Origin of the sequence: Allobosea sp., assembly GCF_030695125.1 — a bacterium.
Lineage (GTDB): Bacteria > Pseudomonadota > Alphaproteobacteria > Rhizobiales > Beijerinckiaceae > Allobosea.
In genome coordinates this window covers 81446-97711 of the sequence record NZ_JAUYTP010000006.1, presented here as the reverse complement: position 1 = coordinate 97711, position 16266 = coordinate 81446, and the positions used below count along the sequence as shown (strand labels likewise).

22 protein-coding genes are annotated in these 16266 nt (G+C 66.1%); 9 read left to right on the top strand and 13 right to left on the bottom strand.

Features of this window, described 5'->3' with window-relative positions; genetic code table 11:
• Positions 1–7: 7 nt before the first annotated feature.
• The 4 genes from Q8S38_RS01120 to Q8S38_RS01105 are packed head-to-tail and all read right to left on the bottom strand — an operon-like array spanning position 8 to position 1459.
• Positions 8–310: a helix-turn-helix domain-containing protein gene (locus Q8S38_RS01120; protein WP_305678572.1), complete on the bottom strand. Its 303-nt coding sequence runs from the start codon at positions 308–310 to the stop codon at positions 8–10.
• Positions 307–651 carry a type II toxin-antitoxin system RelE/ParE family toxin gene (locus Q8S38_RS01115; RefSeq protein ID WP_305678571.1) on the bottom strand — a complete coding sequence of 115 codons (345 nt, stop codon included), beginning with the start codon at positions 649–651 and terminating at the stop codon, positions 307–309. The genes Q8S38_RS01120 and Q8S38_RS01115 overlap by 4 nt, the downstream gene beginning before the upstream one ends.
• A gap of 50 nt (positions 652–701) precedes the next feature.
• Positions 702–1127, bottom strand: a complete 426-nt coding sequence (locus Q8S38_RS01110; protein WP_371125811.1) for a type II toxin-antitoxin system VapC family toxin — start codon at positions 1125–1127, stop codon at positions 702–704.
• Entirely contained in the window at positions 1124–1459 is a 336-nt protein-coding gene (locus Q8S38_RS01105) for a type II toxin-antitoxin system VapB family antitoxin (protein WP_371125810.1), read from the bottom strand. Before Q8S38_RS01105 ends, Q8S38_RS01110 begins: the two co-directional genes overlap by 4 nt.
• A gap of 64 nt (positions 1460–1523) precedes the next feature.
• Here Q8S38_RS01105 and Q8S38_RS01100 point away from each other — a divergent pair, with 64 nt between their 5' ends.
• From Q8S38_RS01100 to Q8S38_RS01075, 6 genes are all read left to right on the top strand, one after another.
• The gene (locus Q8S38_RS01100) at positions 1524–2219 is read left to right on the top strand and encodes an SDR family oxidoreductase (RefSeq protein WP_305678569.1); all 696 of its coding nucleotides are present in this window, start codon (positions 1524–1526) and stop codon (positions 2217–2219) included.
• A gap of 138 nt (positions 2220–2357) precedes the next feature.
• A complete protein-coding gene (locus Q8S38_RS01095) occupies positions 2358–3032 on the top strand; it encodes an RraA family protein (protein ID WP_305678568.1) in 675 nt (224 codons plus the stop codon).
• Positions 3033–3154: 122 nt separating this feature from the next.
• The gene (locus Q8S38_RS01090) at positions 3155–4837 is read left to right on the top strand and encodes a methyl-accepting chemotaxis protein (protein WP_305678567.1); all 1683 of its coding nucleotides are present in this window, start codon (positions 3155–3157) and stop codon (positions 4835–4837) included.
• An 88-nt stretch (positions 4838–4925) separates the two neighbouring features.
• Positions 4926–6017 (top strand): ATP-dependent DNA helicase, encoded by a 1092-nt coding sequence (locus Q8S38_RS01085; protein ID WP_305678566.1) that lies wholly within the window; start codon positions 4926–4928, stop codon positions 6015–6017.
• Between the two features lie 80 nt (positions 6018–6097).
• Positions 6098–6454, top strand: a complete 357-nt coding sequence (locus tag Q8S38_RS01080) for a hypothetical protein (RefSeq protein ID WP_305678565.1) — start codon at positions 6098–6100, stop codon at positions 6452–6454.
• On the top strand, positions 6444–6794 hold the full coding sequence (locus Q8S38_RS01075) for a type II toxin-antitoxin system PemK/MazF family toxin (protein ID WP_305678564.1): 351 nt from the start codon (positions 6444–6446) through the stop codon (positions 6792–6794). Before Q8S38_RS01080 ends, Q8S38_RS01075 begins: the two co-directional genes overlap by 11 nt.
• Positions 6795–6796: 2 nt before the next feature.
• Here Q8S38_RS01075 and Q8S38_RS01070 read toward each other — a convergent pair whose 3' ends face one another.
• Complete coding sequence (locus tag Q8S38_RS01070) at positions 6797–7534, bottom strand: anti-sigma factor (protein ID WP_305678563.1); 738 nt, start codon at positions 7532–7534, stop codon at positions 6797–6799.
• Positions 7531–8076 carry a sigma-70 family RNA polymerase sigma factor gene (locus tag Q8S38_RS01065; protein ID WP_305678562.1) on the bottom strand — a complete coding sequence of 182 codons (546 nt, stop codon included), beginning with the start codon at positions 8074–8076 and terminating at the stop codon, positions 7531–7533. The genes Q8S38_RS01070 and Q8S38_RS01065 overlap by 4 nt, the downstream gene beginning before the upstream one ends.
• 204 nt (positions 8077–8280) lie before the next feature.
• Here Q8S38_RS01065 and Q8S38_RS01060 point away from each other — a divergent pair, with 204 nt between their 5' ends.
• The 3 genes from Q8S38_RS01060 (at position 8281) to Q8S38_RS01050 (ending at position 11980) form a co-directional block, all read left to right on the top strand.
• Positions 8281–9075, top strand: a complete 795-nt coding sequence (locus Q8S38_RS01060) for a DUF4394 domain-containing protein (RefSeq protein ID WP_305678561.1) — start codon at positions 8281–8283, stop codon at positions 9073–9075.
• A 200-nt stretch (positions 9076–9275) separates the two neighbouring features.
• Positions 9276–10727, top strand: coding sequence for a DUF1800 domain-containing protein (locus Q8S38_RS01055; protein WP_305678560.1), 1452 nt, complete (start codon positions 9276–9278; stop codon positions 10725–10727).
• A gap of 5 nt (positions 10728–10732) precedes the next feature.
• On the top strand, positions 10733–11980 hold the full coding sequence (locus Q8S38_RS01050; protein ID WP_305678559.1) for a DUF1501 domain-containing protein: 1248 nt from the start codon (positions 10733–10735) through the stop codon (positions 11978–11980).
• 93 nt (positions 11981–12073) lie between these two features.
• On the opposite strand, the gene leuD is transcribed toward Q8S38_RS01050, so the two are convergent.
• The 7 genes from leuD to Q8S38_RS01015 form a co-directional block, all read right to left on the bottom strand.
• Entirely contained in the window at positions 12074–12676 is a 603-nt protein-coding gene (leuD, locus tag Q8S38_RS01045) for a 3-isopropylmalate dehydratase small subunit (RefSeq protein WP_192644608.1), read from the bottom strand.
• Between the two features lie 37 nt (positions 12677–12713).
• Positions 12714–13166 (bottom strand): metallopeptidase family protein, encoded by a 453-nt coding sequence (locus Q8S38_RS01040; protein ID WP_305678558.1) that lies wholly within the window; start codon positions 13164–13166, stop codon positions 12714–12716.
• A complete protein-coding gene (locus Q8S38_RS01035; RefSeq protein ID WP_305678557.1) occupies positions 13166–13411 on the bottom strand; it encodes a hypothetical protein in 246 nt (81 codons plus the stop codon). Before Q8S38_RS01035 ends, Q8S38_RS01040 begins: the two co-directional genes overlap by 1 nt.
• The gene (locus tag Q8S38_RS01030) at positions 13408–13686 is read right to left on the bottom strand and encodes a DUF2442 domain-containing protein (RefSeq protein ID WP_305678556.1); all 279 of its coding nucleotides are present in this window, start codon (positions 13684–13686) and stop codon (positions 13408–13410) included. The genes Q8S38_RS01035 and Q8S38_RS01030 overlap by 4 nt, the downstream gene beginning before the upstream one ends.
• Positions 13687–14448, bottom strand: coding sequence for a hypothetical protein (locus Q8S38_RS01025; protein WP_305678555.1), 762 nt, complete (start codon positions 14446–14448; stop codon positions 13687–13689).
• Positions 14449–14452: 4 nt separating this feature from the next.
• Positions 14453–15871 (bottom strand): 3-isopropylmalate dehydratase large subunit, encoded by a 1419-nt coding sequence (gene leuC, locus Q8S38_RS01020; protein WP_305678554.1) that lies wholly within the window; start codon positions 15869–15871, stop codon positions 14453–14455.
• A 104-nt stretch (positions 15872–15975) separates the two neighbouring features.
• Complete coding sequence (locus tag Q8S38_RS01015; RefSeq protein ID WP_305678553.1) at positions 15976–16152, bottom strand: hypothetical protein; 177 nt, start codon at positions 16150–16152, stop codon at positions 15976–15978.
• Between the last annotated feature and the right edge of the window lie 114 nt (positions 16153–16266).

The window sequence follows — 16266 nt, the reverse complement described above, 5'->3', positions numbered from 1 at the left end:
GTTTCGCTCAGGCGGCCTTGCGCGGGCGAACCGAGATCGAGACCTCGACCTCCTGCCCGAGCTTGCCGAGGATCGAGATCATCCGGTCGATGGTGAACCTGTCCAGCTTCACGTTGCGAATGCGCGAGAACTCGGAGGCGGCGACGCCGGTCATCGCCGCTGCGGCCTGCGCGCCGAGACCGCGCTCGTCGAGGACGGCGATGATCTTGGCCGCGAGCAGCGCGCGCGCCTGTTCGAGATCGGCATCGGGCGAGCCGAAGTCGCGGAAGACATGGCCGCTGCCACGGACCAGTTCGATGTCATCCTTCATCGCAGGGCGTCCTTCAGTCGTTTCAACCGGTCGATGACGAGATCGATATCCGCCTTCGACGTCTTGATGCCGGAGGTCGATTTCTTCTGGAAGGCGTGAACGACCCAGATCTCATGGTCGATCTGGACTGCGTAGACCACGCGAAATGCGTCTCCGCGCGAGCGCAACGCGACCTCGAACACGCCGCTGCCGAGACCGTGCAGCGGCTTGGCCATGCCGGCCATGCCGCCTTCGGCTGCAATGGTCAGCGCGCGCAAAGCGTCCCGCTGAGCCGCTTCGGGAAAATCGAGGAAATCCTTCCGAGCGGCCTTGATCCACGATATCGGCCGCGTGTCTCTCATTTGAAGATTTTGACATATTTGTCAAGGCTGGCAAGGCGGAACGCGACGCCTCAGCCCAGATCGGTCTGCGCGAAATCGTTGCCTTTGTAGAGCAGGGCCGCGCCATGCTCTTTGGCGCAGGCATAGGCGAAGCAATCGCCGAAATTCAGCGCGGCGGGGCTGCCGACGGCGCGGCCATAGCGCTTGGCAGCCTCGATCGCGGCCTGACCGATGGCGGGGGTGATCGTCACCTCCGTGGCGTCGATATCAGCGATGAACTGCACGACGCTGGCCTGGGCTGCGGTCATCAGTCCGGCATCCAGGACCTTGCTCGTATCACGCGCCTTCTTTGCCGCCAGAGAGACCACCGCTTCGAAAACGCCGGCTGGTGACACGAGGAAAGGGCGCGGCGATGCCTGTAGCCGCTCCAGCACGGTCTCGTGGTCGCTCTCCCGCCCGAGGATGGCGACGATCACCGAGGCGTCGAGATAGGTCATGTCTCCCACATCTCGTCGGTGAACGCCTTCATGTCGAAATCGCTCTGACCCGAGCCCATCGCATCGGCCATTGCCATGCTTTTGGCGATGCGTTCGCCGAGCGGCCGGGCGGCTTCCAGCCGGCTGATTTCCCGTTCGAGGGCCTGGCGCACCACTTGGGTCTTGGTCGGCGTGCCGGTCAGATGCTGGAGCCTGGTCGCCAGTTCATCGACCTCGTCATCGCGGATGTAGAGCGGCATGATCCTTCCTCCGGAATGAATATTCATAAGCGAAAAATGGATATTCATCAAATGGTGTCCCGCCTCTCTTGCCACCGCGGGGCCGCTCTGCATGGCTGGCGTTCCAAGGCAGGCGCGTCTCGCCTAGAACGGCAACCTCAACCACGAAAGCCACGCCATGCCCCAGACCTGGATGATCACCGGCGCCAATCGCGGCATCGGGCTCGCGCTGACGATGGAACTGCTGCGGCGCGGCGACCATGTCGTGGCGGCGGCGCGCAATCCGTGGGGTGGTGCGCTGGCGGAACTGTCGGCTGCGCATCCCGCCGCGCTGGTGCCGCTCGAACTCGACGTGACCTCCGATGAAAGCGTCGCTGCGGCCAAGACGGCGCTCGATGGCCGGCCGATCGACGTTCTCGTCAACAATGCCGGCATCCATGGGCCGCGCGGCGGCGACAGCGCGCTCGCGATGGATTTCGACGTCTGGCGCGAGGTCTTCGAGGTCAATGTCTATGGTCCGCTGCGCGTGGCGCAGGGTCTCCTGCCGAACCTCGAGGCCGGGCAGGGCCGCAAGATCGCGACCATCACCAGCCGCATGGGCTCGATCGGGCTCAACCCCTCAGGGTCGCTGCCTTATCGCTCCTCGAAGGCGGCGGTGAACATGACGATGGTGGTGTTCGGCAATGCGGTGCGCGAGCGCGGCATCGCGCAGCTGCTGTTCCATCCCGGCTGGGTGCGCACCGATATGGGCGGTGGGGCTGCCGACATTGCGCCTTCGGAGAGCGCGGCCGGGCTCATCGCCACGATCGACGCGTCGGGGATGGCGCAGACCAACAGCTTCCGGACCTGGCAGGGCGAGACGATTCCTTGGTGACCGTCCGGGCTTGAAGGGGGCCACCATCCCGGCTGCCGAGCGCCGAGGCTGGACCAGGCCTTCCCTCTGCAGCACTGTGCGATCGCACGCGCCCGGTGAGTGGCGCGATCGAAGCCGATCGGCTCTGGAGGGAACGGTATGTCGGATATCGCGGGACTATTCGATGTCGAGATGCTCAAGGCGAAGCTTTACTCGGCGGTGCTCTCGGACGTGCTGGACCAGCTCGGCTCGCCAAACCAGGCCCTGAAGCCCTTTGTCAGGCCGCTCGACGAAGCCAGCATCCTGTGCGGGTTCGCCCGCACCGGCCTCTACATGAAGCGCTATCACTTTCCCGAAGGCCACAATCCCTATGCCCTCGAAATGGACCTCATCGACAGTCTCGCACCGGGCGAGATCGCTGTGCTGGCTTGCGATGGCCCGACGGACCGGATCGCGCCCTGGGGTGAGCTGTTGACCACGGCCTCCATGGTGCGGGGCGCGGCCGGCTGCCTGACCGATGGTCTGGTGCGCGATGTGCGTCGCATCCGCGAGCTGAACTTTCCGCTCTTCCATGGCGGCATCGGCCCGCTCGACACCAAGGGCCGGGCCGAGATGATGGCCAAGGACGAGCCGGTCGAAGTCGCCGGTGCGCGGGTCGAGCCGGGCGATTTCATCTTCGGCGATGCCGACGGGGTCGTCGTGGTGCCCAAGCGCCTGTTTGGGGAGGCGGTGACGCTCGCTCTCTCCAAGATCGAGGCGGAGGACACGACGCGCGACGAACTGCTGGCCGGAGCGAGCCTGCGCGCGGTTTTCGAGCGCCACGGCGTGCTCTAGCGGGGCGGCGCCTTCTCCTCGATAACCGGCTAATCTCTTGAATTGATTGATTTTGCCGGTGCCGTTAACCGCTTGTTGTCTCGCGCCTGCGAGACAGACGGCGTCTCGCGATATGGTGGCCTATGACGATGCGTCGACTCGGACTGACGGCGAAGATCATCCTGCTCTTCGCGCTCCTCAGTCTGGCTGCGGGCATCGGTTTGATCAGTGCTGTGCGGGGGCTGGACGAGGTTCACCGGATCGACGAGGAGGCCATCGGCGCTCTGGGTTTGGCCAACCGGGCGGCCCTGCTGACCAACCGCGTGACCTATGCCTCATTGCTCAGCCGCTTCGACGAGGGCGCAGGAAAGCGTGACGTCGAAGCCGCGCTCGATCAGCTCGACGGTGCGGTCGAACTGGTGGATTCCGCGCGTGCAAGCCTGATCTCCGCGCTGCCCTCGGAGATGCTGGACGCCAATCCGACCCTGGACCCCGGCATCAGGACGTTCATCGCCTTCCAGCGCGACATCGTCGAAATCGGCCGGCGGATTTCGGCCAGGGCAGCGCTGCTCGAAGCCGCGTCGGAGCCTGCGCGCCAGAACGTCAGCCAGATCATCGTCACGACCACGGCCATGCGGGACGAGCTCGGACGACGCGGCGCGGACGCCCGCTTGCGGGCCTCCGACCTTGCCGCGGGCGTGCGCCAGAGAACGATGGCGATCGCGCTGCTGCTGCCGCTCGCCGGCGGCATGATGGCGTTCCTGGTGCTGCGATACCATCTGATCAGACCGCTTCGGGCTCTGATGGCGGCCATTGCCCAGGCGACATCGTCGAGCGCGCTCATCGACGTTCCCCATCAGGACCGGGCCGACGAGATCGGACAGCTCGCTCGCACGGTGCGGGCGCTGAGCGAGGTGCGGGCGACGCTGGTGACCCGTGAGGCCGAGGCCGACCTGGCGCAGCAGAACCGGCAGGAGCGGACGCGCGAGCTGCATCGCATCGCGGATGACTTCGAGGGGCGGCTCGGCGCCCTGCTGGCGGAGATCGCCGGGGCGAGCGAGGTCTTGCGCGTCGCCCTGCAGGATTCGGCGGTGCGGGTGCATCAGGTGTCGCGCAGCGCCGAGACTGCGGCCGCGTCGATGAGCGATGCGGGGGGCGATGCGCAGGCCAGCACCGAGGCCGCCATCCATCTCGAACAGGTGATCGGGCAGATCAACGCCGAAGTTCGACGCGTCTCGGTGATGGCGACGGCGGCGACGCGGGAGGCTGCCGGCACCACTGCGCTCGTCGATCGCCTGACCGACAACGCCACGCAGATTCGCGAGGTCGTCGGCATCATCGAGGCGATCGCGCGTCAGACCAATCTGCTGGCGCTCAACGCCACCATCGAGGCGGCGCGCGCCGGGGCCCATGGCCGGGGCTTCGCCGTCGTCGCCAACGAGGTCAAGGAACTGGCGGGTCAGACGGCGGCGGCCACGGGCCGGATCGTCGGCCGCATCGCGCTCGTCGACGAGGCGCTGTCCAGCGCCGCGAGCGCCGTCTCGGCGATCGCCGCCAGCGTCGGCGCCGTGGAGCAGGCCAGCGCCGAGATTTCATCCATGGTCGGCTCGCAGACGGAACTGCTCGGATCGCTCGGCGACACGGTCGCGCGGATTTCCGACGTCACCGGGACCGCGGCCGGCGCCATGTCCGAGATCGCCATCGCCAATGCGCAGACGGTCGGCCAGGCCGATATGGGCGCGGCCGGGGCGCGGGCGCTCGACGAGCGCATCGGCAGCCTGCAGCGCGAGGCGCTCGATTTCGTTCGCCGGTTGCGCGCCGCCTGAAACAGGGCCGGGCGCGCGCCTTCGCGCTTGCCATTGGCCCACGACTCGTCCCCATCTGCGGCATGAAATCGCTTCGTCCGTTCCCCGCATGAGCTGGTCGCCGCAACAGGATGCCGCGCTGAGCGCGGTCGCGCGCTGGATGCAGGCCGGCGAGCCGCAGCTCTTCCGCCTGTTCGGCTATGCCGGCACGGGCAAGACGACATTGGCGCGCCACATTGCCGAGGCCGTCGATGGCGACGTCGCCTTCGCCGCCTTCACCGGCAAGGCTGCGCTCGTTTTGCGCAACAAGGGCTGCGTCGGCGCGCAGACGATCCATTCGCTGATCTACCGCTCGCGCGGGGTCGACGAGGAAAGCCCGACCTTCGTGCTCAACCGCGAGAGCACGGCGGCCAAGGCCAAGCTGATCATCATCGACGAATGCTCGATGGTCGACGAGGATCTCGGCCGCGACCTGCTCTCCTTCGGCACGCCGGTGCTGGTGCTGGGCGATCCCGCGCAGCTTCCTCCTGTCAAGGGCGGCGGCTTCTTCACCGAGACCGAGCCCGACATCATGCTGACCGAGGTCCACCGCCAGGCGGCCGACAACCCGATCGTGCGGATGTCGATGACGATCCGCGAGGGCGGGCGGCTTGATGTCGGCGAGTACGGCCCCAGCCGGGTGATCCGCCGCAGCGAGGTCGATCCGCAACTGGTGATGAGCGCCGACCAGGTGCTGGTCGGCATGAACAAGACGCGGCGCAACTACAATGCCCGCATGCGCCAGATCATGGGTCGCACCGAAACCGTGCCGGTCGCGGGCGAAAAGCTCGTCTGCCTGCGCAACGACAAGAGCAAGGGGCTGCTCAACGGCGGCTCCTGGATCGTGCAGGAGCTGAAGACCTCGAAGAAGGGCCTTGTCACCATGCGGGTGACGCCGGAGGACGACCCCAACGCCAAGCCGGTCAAGGTCTCGGTCCTGCCGAACTTCTTCGACGGCACGGAGGAGGAGATTCCGTGGGAGCTGCGCAAGCACACCGACGAATTCACCTTCGGCTACGCGCTGACCGTCCACAAGGCGCAGGGCTCGCAGTGGAACGACATTGTGCTGTTCGACGAGAGCTTCGCGTTTCGGGAGCACCGGGCGCGGTGGCTCTATACGGGACTGACGCGGGCCGCGGAGACGATCACCGTGGTGGTTTGAGGGGGGGGGTGGTATACTCCATTGCCTGAACATCATGGGTGGGCTATATGCCCACCTACTGCTTGGCGCAGGAGGGTCTAATGGCTCAGATGATTATCAGCGACCATACAATCTGGCTGAAGCATATCGATAGCGAGCATATTGTCGGTCGAATTGCGGGCCTGAAGCAAAATGCGGCGATCGCGCTGCGTGTCGATGGCAGGCCTGTTCTCTTTCGGAAAATGCGTGATGGGGGGGATGGTAGGCCCACCCCGGGAATAAGGCCAGACGAGGCGTTCAAAGATTATTGGAACCGACTTTATCGCGAGCGACGCGGCGAAGCGGTCGAGATCGAACTGGATGACACGCCTCCGACTGATCCCTATCTCGCAGCGGTGTCCGAACTCATGACTGAGTGGACCAGCAAGGCTGACGCGGACGCCTATGATGACCTCTGACGACCTGAAGTTGGATCGTTGGGATATCGTCGTCGCGCCATTCCCCTTCACCGATATCGCCTATGGCAAACCGCGGCCCGTCGTTGTTCTGTCCAATACCGCGTTCAATGAAGTACATCGTCATGTCATCGCGGCGATGGTAACGACCGGCGCTGGGAGCTCGTGGGATAGTGACCACGTCATTGTTGATCTGGCTCCAACAGGTCTCAAGCATGCCTCGCTCGTGAGATGGAAGCTGGTTACGCTGTCGCTCTCGATCATACCCCGCAAGATTGGCACCCTCGGTGCAGCGGACCGAGGGCTCTTGACTGCCAAGATGGCCGGCATCCTGCTAGGATAACCTCACAACGCCTGCGATGTCGTCCCCTTCGCCACGATCGGCCCGGTCGGCCTCCCGGTCGGCGAGCCGGTCGCGGGTTCGATCGTGATCTCGAAGAGCTGGTTGGTCCCGAGCGGCAGCTGGTCGAGGCGCAGCGGCGTGGTGCGGGCGCGGTCGATCAGGCCGACCGAGCGCGGGCCGACCGCCCGGTCCCAGAGCGTCCAGATCTCCAGCGCCATCCCCGCGGGCACCGCGATGTTCTGCAGCGGCACCATCTCGACGCGCCCGTCGGGATAGGTGTTGACGACGGCCGCTGCGACATTGGCGTCCGTCAGCAGGACGGCGACCATCAGGGGCTGGCGCTTGGCCCGGTCGAGCGCGCCGTTGAGGCCGATGGCGAGCACGAGGGCGGCGAGCGCCCCGGCGAAGGCCGCGCCGCGCCAGACGAACAGGCTGTTCCACCAGTCCGAGAGCGTGCCGCCGGCCTTCACCGCCTTGGCGCGGCCGCGCTCGGCGGCGGGCAGGATGGCTGCGATCTCGGCCTCGATGCGGGCCCAGAGACCGGGCGAGGGCGGGATCGGCCGGGCCGTGGCGTCGATGGCCGCGAGGTGTCCGCGCCAACTCTCGACGCTCGCGGCCAGGGCCGGCTCGCGCGCGATGCGCTGTTCGAGCCGCTCGCGATCGGTGCCCTCGACGAGGCCCAGCACATATTCGCCGGCGAGCGCATCGCGGTCCGGGGCGGTTTCGGGGGAGGGGCTCATCCGAGGCATTCCTTCAGCGCAATCAGCGAGCGCCTGATCCAGGATTTCACGCTGCCGATCGGCAGGCCGAGCTTGCCGGCGATTTCGCCATGGGTCAGGCCCTGGACGAAGGCGAGCAGCACGAGGCCGCGCCGCTGCGGCGGCAGCGTCTCCAGGCAGGCATGCAGTGCCTTGGCATCGGACAGTTTCGACATCACGGTCTCGGGGTCGTCCTCTTCGCTGGCCGCTTCCTCGCCGAGCGGGGCATCGCTCGTTTCCGTCCGCTTCTCGTCGCGCAGGATCGAGAGCGAGCGGTTGCGCAGGATGGCGTAGATCCAGGTCAGGCCGGCGCCGCGCTGCGGATCGAAGCGCGCGGCATGCCGCCAGATCAGGACGAAGGCATCCTGCACAGCCTCCTCGGCCAAGGCGCGACGCTTCAGCAGACGCTGGGCGACACCGACCATACGCGGCGACTCGGCATCGTAGATGCGCCGGAGCGCGGATTTATCGCCTGCGGCGCAAGCCAGCAGCGCCGCCTCGATTTCTGCCGCCTTCTGCGTCAACGCGAAGTCCCCCACCGTCTCCAGAACCCGGGCAATCGCAGCACGGCACCCGGCTCCCAACGGGAGGATACGCCGACGGTTCCCCTCGGGATGCAAGGCTTCAGTTTATTTTTCAGCCTGCATCCGCCGGTCGCCGGCCGCGATAGCCGCTGCGAGTGCCGCGGTTCCCAAGCGGTACCGCACCCGAACCCGGAGGACCCTGACATGACCAGAACCCTGCGCCTCGCGCTGACCGCCTCGACCCTTCTCGGGGCGTCGCTTTCCGCCTCGCTCTCCGCCCAGGCCGCGACGCTTGCCGCGCTCACCGGCGACGACACCCTGACCCTGATCGACACCGCCACGCAGAAGGCCGGCAAGTCGATGAAGGTCACCGGCATCGCCGGCAAGATCGCTGGCATCGATGTCCGCCCCGCCGACGGCCTGCTCTATGCGCTGTCCACGGACGGCGCGATCTACACCGTGGACGCCGCCGGAAAGGCGACGATGAAGTCGAAGATGGACACGGTGCTGGCGGCGGGCGCGATGGCAACCGTCGACTTCAACCCGGCCGCCGACCGGCTGCGCGTGATCGGATCCGACGGCACCAATCTCCGCGTCAATGTCGAGGACGGCAAGACCATCGTCGACGGCAAGCTGAAATTCGCCGAGACCGACATGCACAAGGGCGAGACGCCGATGGTCGTCGCCGGCGCCTATTCGAACTCGGTCAAGGGCACTAAGGAGACCGCGCTTTACGACATCGACGGCAAGATCGGCGCGCTGCTGAAGCAGGCGCCGCCGAATGACGGCGTGCTCGGCGCCATCGGCAAGCTCGGCGCGACGCCGAAGGCGATCGCCTTCGACATCGAGACGGCTGCGGATGGCAGCAATACGGGCTGGCTGGTCGCCGACGGCGCCCTGCACAAGGTCGATCTCGCCACCGGCAAGGCGACGATGGTCGGCAAGATCGCCGGGCTGAGTGGCGCGGTTCGCGACGTCGCGGTCCTGCCGGCCATGTGAAGACGCACGCTTTTACCTGTCGTGACAACGCCGCCGCCCCGAACAGGGCGGCGGCTCTTTTTTTGAGCATATCGTCGTGTTTCGGGCTACTACACGCCGTCTCTCCGACAAAGCCTCGCATTGTCCCGGCGGTCTTCCGCTTTTCGCCATGATTGAGGGTCTAGTCTTCGTCGCCAGAGAGACCCGGCCGGAGGCGACGCATGGCGAGCCCGAGTGTTTTGCGCAGCGACAGCGTGGGGTTGCAGCGGTTCGGGCTGGGCTTTGGCCTCGGTCAAACCCCTGAGATTCGCGGCCCGGCGCGCGAACGCCTGCTCGCCGAGATCGCGCGGCGCACGCTGCCGCAGCCGACGGGTATGCCCTATTCCGGCACGGCCGAGATCGGTGCGGCGCTCTACGCCTTCGAGGATGCCGAGCGGGCGGCGCGCGAGGCGCGTCCCGCCGCCGGCCAGCCGGTCGCGGCGGCTCCGCCTGCCGCGCCAAACGGTCAGAATCCGGCCGGCCAGAACCCGATGGCGCAGCCGAAGCCCGCCAGTGAGCCGGCGTTGCCCTACCGGACCTATCGCGACGAGGTTTCGGCGCGGGTGCGGCTCGCGCTCGAGGCCGAGACCGGTTTCGGGGAACGGCTCGTCCAGTTCTGGTCGAACCATTTCTGCATTGGCGCCACCAAGAGCAACATGACGCGGATCATGGCCGGCGCCTATGAGCGCGAGGCGATCCGCCCGCATGTCTTCGGCCGCTTCGAGGACATGCTGGTCGCGGCCGAGAGCCACCCGGCGATGCTGGAGTTCCTCGACAACCGGCTCTCGATCGGCCCGTCCTCGCCGGCCGGCAAGCGGCGCGGGCGCGGGCTGAACGAGAACCTCGCCCGCGAGATCCTGGAGCTGCATACGCTCGGGGTCTCCGGCGGCTATGCCCAGGTCGACGTCACCAATCTCGCGCGGATCATCACGGGCTGGACGGTGGTCGGGCGCGAGGCGGTGCTCGGCTTTCCCGGCTCGTTTGCCTTCAATGCCGGGCTGCATGAGCCGGGCGCACAGGTGCTGCTCGGCAAGCCCTATGGCCAGCCGGGCAAGGAGAAAGGGCTGGCGGCGCTGACCGATCTCGCCCGCCATCCGGCCACGGCGGATTTCATCGCGATCAAGCTCGTCCGGCATTTCGTTGCCGACGATCCGCCGCCGGCGCTGGTGCGCGACCTCTCGGCGGTGTTCCGGAAGACCGAGGGCGATCTCGCCGCGGTCTCGCGAGCGCTGATCGAGTCGGATGCGGCCTGGGGGGCCGAGCCGACCAAGATCCGCTCGCCGCAGGAGTTCCTGCTGGCGGCCTTCCGCGCGCTTGGGCGCAAGGCCGAGTTCGGCGCGATCGTCGGCCCGCTCAACGCGATGGGTCAGCCCTTCTGGCAGCCTGCCGGTCCCAATGGCTATCCCGATGGCAACGATGCCTGGGCCTCGCCCGAGGGAATCAAGACCCGCATCGACGTCGCGGCTGGCTGGGGGCGCCAGGCGGCGGCCAGCGTGCCCGATCCCCGCGCGCTGACCGAGGCCATCCTGGGGCCGCTGCTCTCGGCCGAAACGTGGCAGGCGGTGGCGCGTGCCGACAGCAAGCCGCAGGCGCTGGCGCTCATGCTGCTGTCGCCCGAATTCCAGCGGAGGTGAGTCCGATGGTTGATGACGACGATGATTGCGAACGGATGACGCCGTCGCGCCGCGCCGTGCTGGGCGCGGCCGGGGCGCTCTTCGCCTGGTCCTTCGTGCCGAAATTCGCCTATGCGGCGGCGGGCAGCCGCGATCCGCGCTTCCTGCTGGTGGTGCTGCGCGGGGCACTCGACGGGCTCTCGGCCGTGCCGCCGCTGGGCGACCCCGATTATGCGGGCCTGCGCGAGGGCATCGCGCTGACGCAGGACGGGCCTGATGCGGCGCTGCCGCTCGACGGCTTCTTCTATCTGCACCCCGCTATGCCCAACCTCGCCCGGCTTTACGCCGCCGGGCAGGCCTCGGTCGTCCATGCGGCCGCTACCGGCTATCGCGAGCGCTCGCATTTCGACGGGCAGGACGTGCTGGAGAGTGGCCAGGCCGGCCCCGGCAAGACCGAGAGCGGCTGGCTGAACCGGCTGATCGCCCATCTGCCGGCGGGGGAGGGCATCTCGCGCAAGGGTGTGCTCGGCGTCGGCGTGGTGCCGCCGCTGGTGGTGCGCGGCGAGGCGCCGGTGCTGGGCTGGGCGCCGCCGCGCATGGCCCGCGCCGGCTCCGATCTGATCCAGCGGCTGGAGGATCTCTACGGGCAGCGTGATCCGGGGCTGGCCCGCGCACTCGCGCAAGCGAAGCTGACGGAAGAGATTGCCAGGCGCCAGGGCATGAGCGGCGAGGCGAAGGGCGGCGGCGGGCCCGACAGCGCAGACGGCATGAAGCGCATAGCCGAGGGCGCGGCGGCGCTGGTCGGCGCCGATGACGGACCGCGCATCGCCGCGCTCGCCTTCGAGGGCTGGGATACGCATGCCAATGAGGGTGGGGCCAAGGGCCGTCTCGCGCAGCTGCTGGGCGGGCTCGACGGCGCGCTGGCGACCTTCGAGCAGGGCCTGAAGCCGGTCTGGAAGGACACGGTGGTGATGGTCGTCACCGAGTTCGGCCGCACCGCCCGGGTTAACGGCACGGTCGGCACCGATCACGGCACCGGCACGGTCGCCTTCCTCGTCGGCGGCGCCGTCAAGGGCGGGCGGATGATCGTCGACTGGCCAGGGCTGAAGCCGGAGCAGCTCCACGAGCAGCGCGACCTGAAGCCCACCGCCGACATCCGCGCCGTGGCGAAGGGGGTCGTCGCCGATCTGTTCGGGATTTCCGGGCCGGTGCTGGCGGAAAAGGTGTTTCCCGGCAGCGGCGGGATTGGGCCGATGGCGGGGCTGGTGGGGTAGAGGGCTCGCGCAACCACAGCCCTCATCCTGAGGAGCCGCGTAGCGGCGTCTCGAAGGATGAGGGCTGCTGATTGTCGGCGCAGGTACCCCCACTCAAGCCCAGGCGCGCGCCTTCAGCTTCTCCTCGAAGGCCTCGATCTTCGGCGCCTTCTCCATGGTCAGGCCGATATCGTCGAGGCCGTTCATCAGGCAGTGCTTGCGGAAGGGGTCGATGTCGAAGCTGACCGTGCCGCCATCGGGGCCGGTGATCTGCTGCTTTTCGAGATCGACCGTCAGCGTCGCGTTGGAGCCGCGATCGGCGTCGTCGAACAGCTTCTCGAGGTCCTCGGGGCTGACCACGATCGGCAGGATGCCGTTCTTGAAGCAATTATTGTAGAAGATGTCGGCGAAGCTCGTGGAGATCACGCAGCGGATGCCGAAGTCGAGCAGCGCCCAGGGGGCGTGCTCGCGCGAGGAGCCGCAGCCGAAATTGTCGCCGGCGACGAGGATCTCCGACTTGCGATAGGCCGGCTGGTTCAGCACGAAATCGGGGTTCTCCGAGCCGTCCTCCTTGTAGCGCATCTCCGAGAACAGCGCGGTGCCCAGGCCCGTGCGCTTGATCGTCTTCAGATACTGCTTGGGGATGATCATGTCGGTGTCGACATTGATCACCTTCAGCGGCGCGGGCGTCGAGGTCAGGGTGGTGAAGGGCTGCATGAGCGGTCGGTCCTTGCTGCTTTATGGGTGTCGCCGGTCATTCCGCGGCGCGTTCGATGGCTTCGAGATCCTCGTCCGAGAAGCCGAAATGGTGGCCGATCTCGTGGACCAGCACATGGGTGACGATGTGGCCCAGGCTCTCGTCATGCTCGGCCCAGTAGTCGAGGATCGGGCGGCGATAGAGATGGATCGTGTTGGGCATCTGGCCGGTCTGCGGGGCGTAGCCCTGCTGCGGCAGGCCGATGCCGGTGAAGAGGCCGAGGATGTCGAAGGGGCTCTCCGCCTCGAGCTCCTTGCAGACATCGTCCTCGGGAAACTCGGTGACGGTGAAGATCACGTCGCTGCAGAGCGCGCGGAACTCGTCGGGCAGCCGGTCGAAGGCGGCCTGCGCCAGCAGTTCGAAGGCCTCGATCGAGGGCGCGCGGGCGCCGTCCCAGTCGATCTCGGCCGGGCTTGCGGTGGCGGCGATAATGGCGGGAACGCTGCCCATCACCAGACCTTCAGCTGATGGCCGAGCCACCAGGCGAGCACGACGACGCCGACGAGCGAGAGCGAACGCCCGATGCGCCGGCCCCAGAGCTCGATCTTGTCTCCTTCAGGCGCGTCGCCGCCGCTGAAATGATCGGCGGCGCGGCCCATCGACGAGCCGAGCAGGCTCTCGCTGTCGCGCTTGACGCGGTCGAGCGCGGCTTGCGCCTCGGCGGCGCGGGCGGCTTCGCGGGGGTCCTTGCTCATTTCACCACGCCGGGCGCGGCCCATCCCATCAGCAGGCCCTTCACGCTGAGGTCCTCGTCGATCTGGGGCCAATGGATGCCGTAACCGGCCCCGGCGAGCTGCCAATCCGCGCGCTGGGCGGGCGTCGCGTTGAGGAGCCGGGGATACCAGCGAATGGGCACGGACAATTCGCGACCGTCCGTCAGATCGACGATGAGCCGGTCGTCCGTGCAGCGCGCCTTCTGCACGCGTGCTTCAATGAGATTTGTTTCCGTAGCGCTCATCAACAGCTCCATTTAAAGAATTTCGACTTTCATCTCCATAATATTTCTGAGCTGCTTTTGAATTGTTGATATATTTTCGAAAAGTCTATTTCCTGATTTTATTCCCGACTTATTGCCTGTAAATAGAATAATTATATGATCGCACAAATCCAGAATTTGCTTGTAAACTAGTATATTGTTCAAATTTTTATTGTTTTTGTTCTCAGAATCTACCCAAAACTCGAATTTCTCTCTGTTTACAGATTCGATAAAATCATCGATTCCTTGTCGCAGCAGTTCTATCACGATTGCATCGTCTTGTGTAAATGTCTCTCGTGAGATGTTCCAAATTGTTTTAGAGCCATTCTTGACCGTCCTGATATACATCTCATTAAACGCGTATGTGATTGATACTATCGACTTTACAGAATTGTCTATCAACTTTTCAGAGTTAATAGTTATATTTAAGTCAAGTTGCTTCTTTGAAAGATCTGATAATTCAGAAGTTCTTTTTGCTGATTCGCGTTGTGCTTGTTCTTGTGCTTTTAGGACTTCTCTCGTTTCTTTTATTTCCTCGCGTTGAAGTGCAAGTTCTGAGCTTTGCATCACAACGGAATAGGCGAGCCAAGCGAACGCTACGGGCGCAAATGCGCCTGATAGAAAATCGCCGAAGTTATTTGGTTCAAGTTGAAGGATGCGATCAATAGCAGTCCATCCGGTTGTGGCGCCCGCGATGTAAAGCGCGAGCGCCAGAAACCAGCATATCGACAACGTCGATGCGATGATCGCAGCCATTGTCTCAGCCCAACTGCCTCACATCGACGAACCGCCCCACCAGCGCGGCGGCCGCCGCCATCTGCGGCGAGACGAGATGGGTGCGGCCCTTGAAGCCCTGCCGGCCCTCGAAATTGCGGTTCGAGGTCGAGGCCGCGCGCTGGCCCGGCTTGAGCTGGTCGGGGTTCATGCCCAGGCACATCGAGCAGCCCGGCTCGCGCCATTCGAAGCCGGCGGCGAGGAAGATCTTGTCCAGCCCCTCGGCCTCGGCCTGCTGCTTCACCAGGCCCGAACCCGGGACGATCATGGCATAGTCGAGCGAGCCGGCGATCTTTTTGCCCTCGACGATCTTGGCGACCGCGCGCAGATCCTCGATGCGGCCATTGGTGCAGGAGCCGATCCAGATCACGTCGAGCGGGATCTCGGTCATCTTCGTGCCGGCGGTCAGGCCCATATAGTCGAGCGCGCGCTGCTTGGAGGAGCGCTTGGTCTCGTCCTCGATCAGCGCCGGATCGGGCACGCTGCCGGCGACCGAGATGACGTCCTCGGGGCTCGTGCCCCAGGAGACGATCGGCGGCAGGTTGTTGGCGTCGAGCCTGACGATGCGATCGAAATGGGCGCCCTCGTCGGTGTAGAGGGTTTCCCAGTAGCTGATGGCCTCGTCCCAGGCGGCGCCCTGCGGCGCCTTGGGGCGACCCTTGAGATAGGCATAGGCCTTCTCGTCGGGGGCGACCATGCCGGCGCGCGCGCCGCCCTCGATCGACATGTTGCACAGCGTCATGCGGCCCTCCATCGAGAGCGCGCGGATCGCGTCGCCGGCATATTCGATGACCGAGCCGGTGCCGCCGGCCGTGCCGATCTCGCCGATGATGGCGAGCGTGATGTCCTTGGCGGTGACGCCCTTGGTCAGGGTGCCGTCCACCTGGACGAGCATGTTCTTGGCCTTCTTCTGGATCAGCGTCTGGGTCGCCAGCACATGCTCGACCTCCGAGGTGCCGATGCCGTGTGCGAGCGCCCCGAAGGCGCCATGCGTCGAGGTGTGGCTGTCGCCGCAGACGATGGTGGTGCCGGGCAGGGTGAAGCCCTGCTCGGGGCCGACGATGTGGACGATGCCCTGGCGGATATCGAGCTCGTTGAAATACTCGACGCCGAACTCCTTGGCGTTCCTGGCGAGCGCCTCGACCTGGATGCGGCTTTCTTCCTCCGCGATGCCCTTGGAGCGATCGGTGGTGGGGATGTTGTGGTCGACGACGGCCAGCGTCTTCTCGGGCGAGCGGACCTTGCGGCCGGTCATGCGCAGCCCCTCGAAGGCCTGCGGGCTGGTGACCTCATGGACGAGGTGGCGGTCGATATAGAGCAGGCAGGTGCCGTCCTCCTGCCGGTCGACGATGTGGTCGTCGAAGATCTTGTCGTAGAGCGTGCGCGGGGCGGAGGTCGCGGTCATGGCGTCGAGCCTTATGGTCTTGAAGTCGGATCGGAATCTTCGGAGAGCGTCGGGGCGCGCGTCGCGCCGTCTCGCAGCCTGTCGCCCGCGCGTCCGCGCGGGTCTCAGGCGCGGCTAAGGCCTGCGGCGATCGAGGCGGTGAAGCGGCCGAAGAAGCGCCAGGGCAGGCGGGCATGGTCGTGCAGCGCCGCGAAGCCTTGCGTCGTGGGCATGCGGCGCAGGTTCACCTCGCGGCGAACCACGCAAAGCCGGCCATGCTCGATCGCGGGGCGCTTCGTCATGACGCGGTTCTAACAGTTCCAGACTGCGGCGGCAACGAAGCCGGCGGCGGAGGGAAGCGCGCGGGATGCAGGGCGCGCATGGGGTCGGCGCAGAAAAAAACGCGGCCCCGAAGG

Bases quoted from the DNA above. Each gene is read 5' to 3' on its own strand.
- Q8S38_RS01120 (WP_305678572.1), bottom strand. From the start codon at position 310: ATGAAGGATGACATCGAACTGGTCCGTGGCAGCGGCCATGTCTTCCGC.
- Q8S38_RS01115 (WP_305678571.1), bottom strand. From the start codon at position 651: ATGAGAGACACGCGGCCGATATCGTGGATCAAGGCCGCTCGGAAGGAT.
- Q8S38_RS01110 (WP_371125811.1), bottom strand. From the start codon at position 1,127: ATGACCTATCTCGACGCCTCGGTGATCGTCGCCATCCTCGGGCGGGAG.
- Q8S38_RS01105 (WP_371125810.1), bottom strand. From the start codon at position 1,459: ATGCAGAGCGGCCCCGCGGTGGCAAGAGAGGCGGGACACCATTTGATG.
- Q8S38_RS01100 (WP_305678569.1), top strand. From the start codon at position 1,524: ATGCCCCAGACCTGGATGATCACCGGCGCCAATCGCGGCATCGGGCTC.
- Q8S38_RS01095 (WP_305678568.1), top strand. From the start codon at position 2,358: ATGTCGGATATCGCGGGACTATTCGATGTCGAGATGCTCAAGGCGAAG.
- Q8S38_RS01090 (WP_305678567.1), top strand. From the start codon at position 3,155: ATGACGATGCGTCGACTCGGACTGACGGCGAAGATCATCCTGCTCTTC.
- Q8S38_RS01085 (WP_305678566.1), top strand. From the start codon at position 4,926: ATGAGCTGGTCGCCGCAACAGGATGCCGCGCTGAGCGCGGTCGCGCGC.
- Q8S38_RS01080 (WP_305678565.1), top strand. From the start codon at position 6,098: ATGGCTCAGATGATTATCAGCGACCATACAATCTGGCTGAAGCATATC.
- Q8S38_RS01075 (WP_305678564.1), top strand. From the start codon at position 6,444: ATGACCTCTGACGACCTGAAGTTGGATCGTTGGGATATCGTCGTCGCG.
- Q8S38_RS01070 (WP_305678563.1), bottom strand. From the start codon at position 7,534: ATGAGCCCCTCCCCCGAAACCGCCCCGGACCGCGATGCGCTCGCCGGC.
- Q8S38_RS01060 (WP_305678561.1), top strand. From the start codon at position 8,281: ATGACCAGAACCCTGCGCCTCGCGCTGACCGCCTCGACCCTTCTCGGG.
- Q8S38_RS01055 (WP_305678560.1), top strand. From the start codon at position 9,276: ATGGCGAGCCCGAGTGTTTTGCGCAGCGACAGCGTGGGGTTGCAGCGG.
- Q8S38_RS01050 (WP_305678559.1), top strand. From the start codon at position 10,733: ATGGTTGATGACGACGATGATTGCGAACGGATGACGCCGTCGCGCCGC.
- leuD (WP_192644608.1), bottom strand. From the start codon at position 12,676: ATGCAGCCCTTCACCACCCTGACCTCGACGCCCGCGCCGCTGAAGGTG.
- Q8S38_RS01040 (WP_305678558.1), bottom strand. From the start codon at position 13,166: ATGGGCAGCGTTCCCGCCATTATCGCCGCCACCGCAAGCCCGGCCGAG.
- Q8S38_RS01035 (WP_305678557.1), bottom strand. From the start codon at position 13,411: ATGAGCAAGGACCCCCGCGAAGCCGCCCGCGCCGCCGAGGCGCAAGCC.
- Q8S38_RS01030 (WP_305678556.1), bottom strand. From the start codon at position 13,686: ATGGAGCTGTTGATGAGCGCTACGGAAACAAATCTCATTGAAGCACGC.
- Q8S38_RS01025 (WP_305678555.1), bottom strand. From the start codon at position 14,448: ATGGCTGCGATCATCGCATCGACGTTGTCGATATGCTGGTTTCTGGCG.
- leuC (WP_305678554.1), bottom strand. From the start codon at position 15,871: ATGACCGCGACCTCCGCCCCGCGCACGCTCTACGACAAGATCTTCGAC.
- Q8S38_RS01015 (WP_305678553.1), bottom strand. From the start codon at position 16,152: ATGACGAAGCGCCCCGCGATCGAGCATGGCCGGCTTTGCGTGGTTCGC.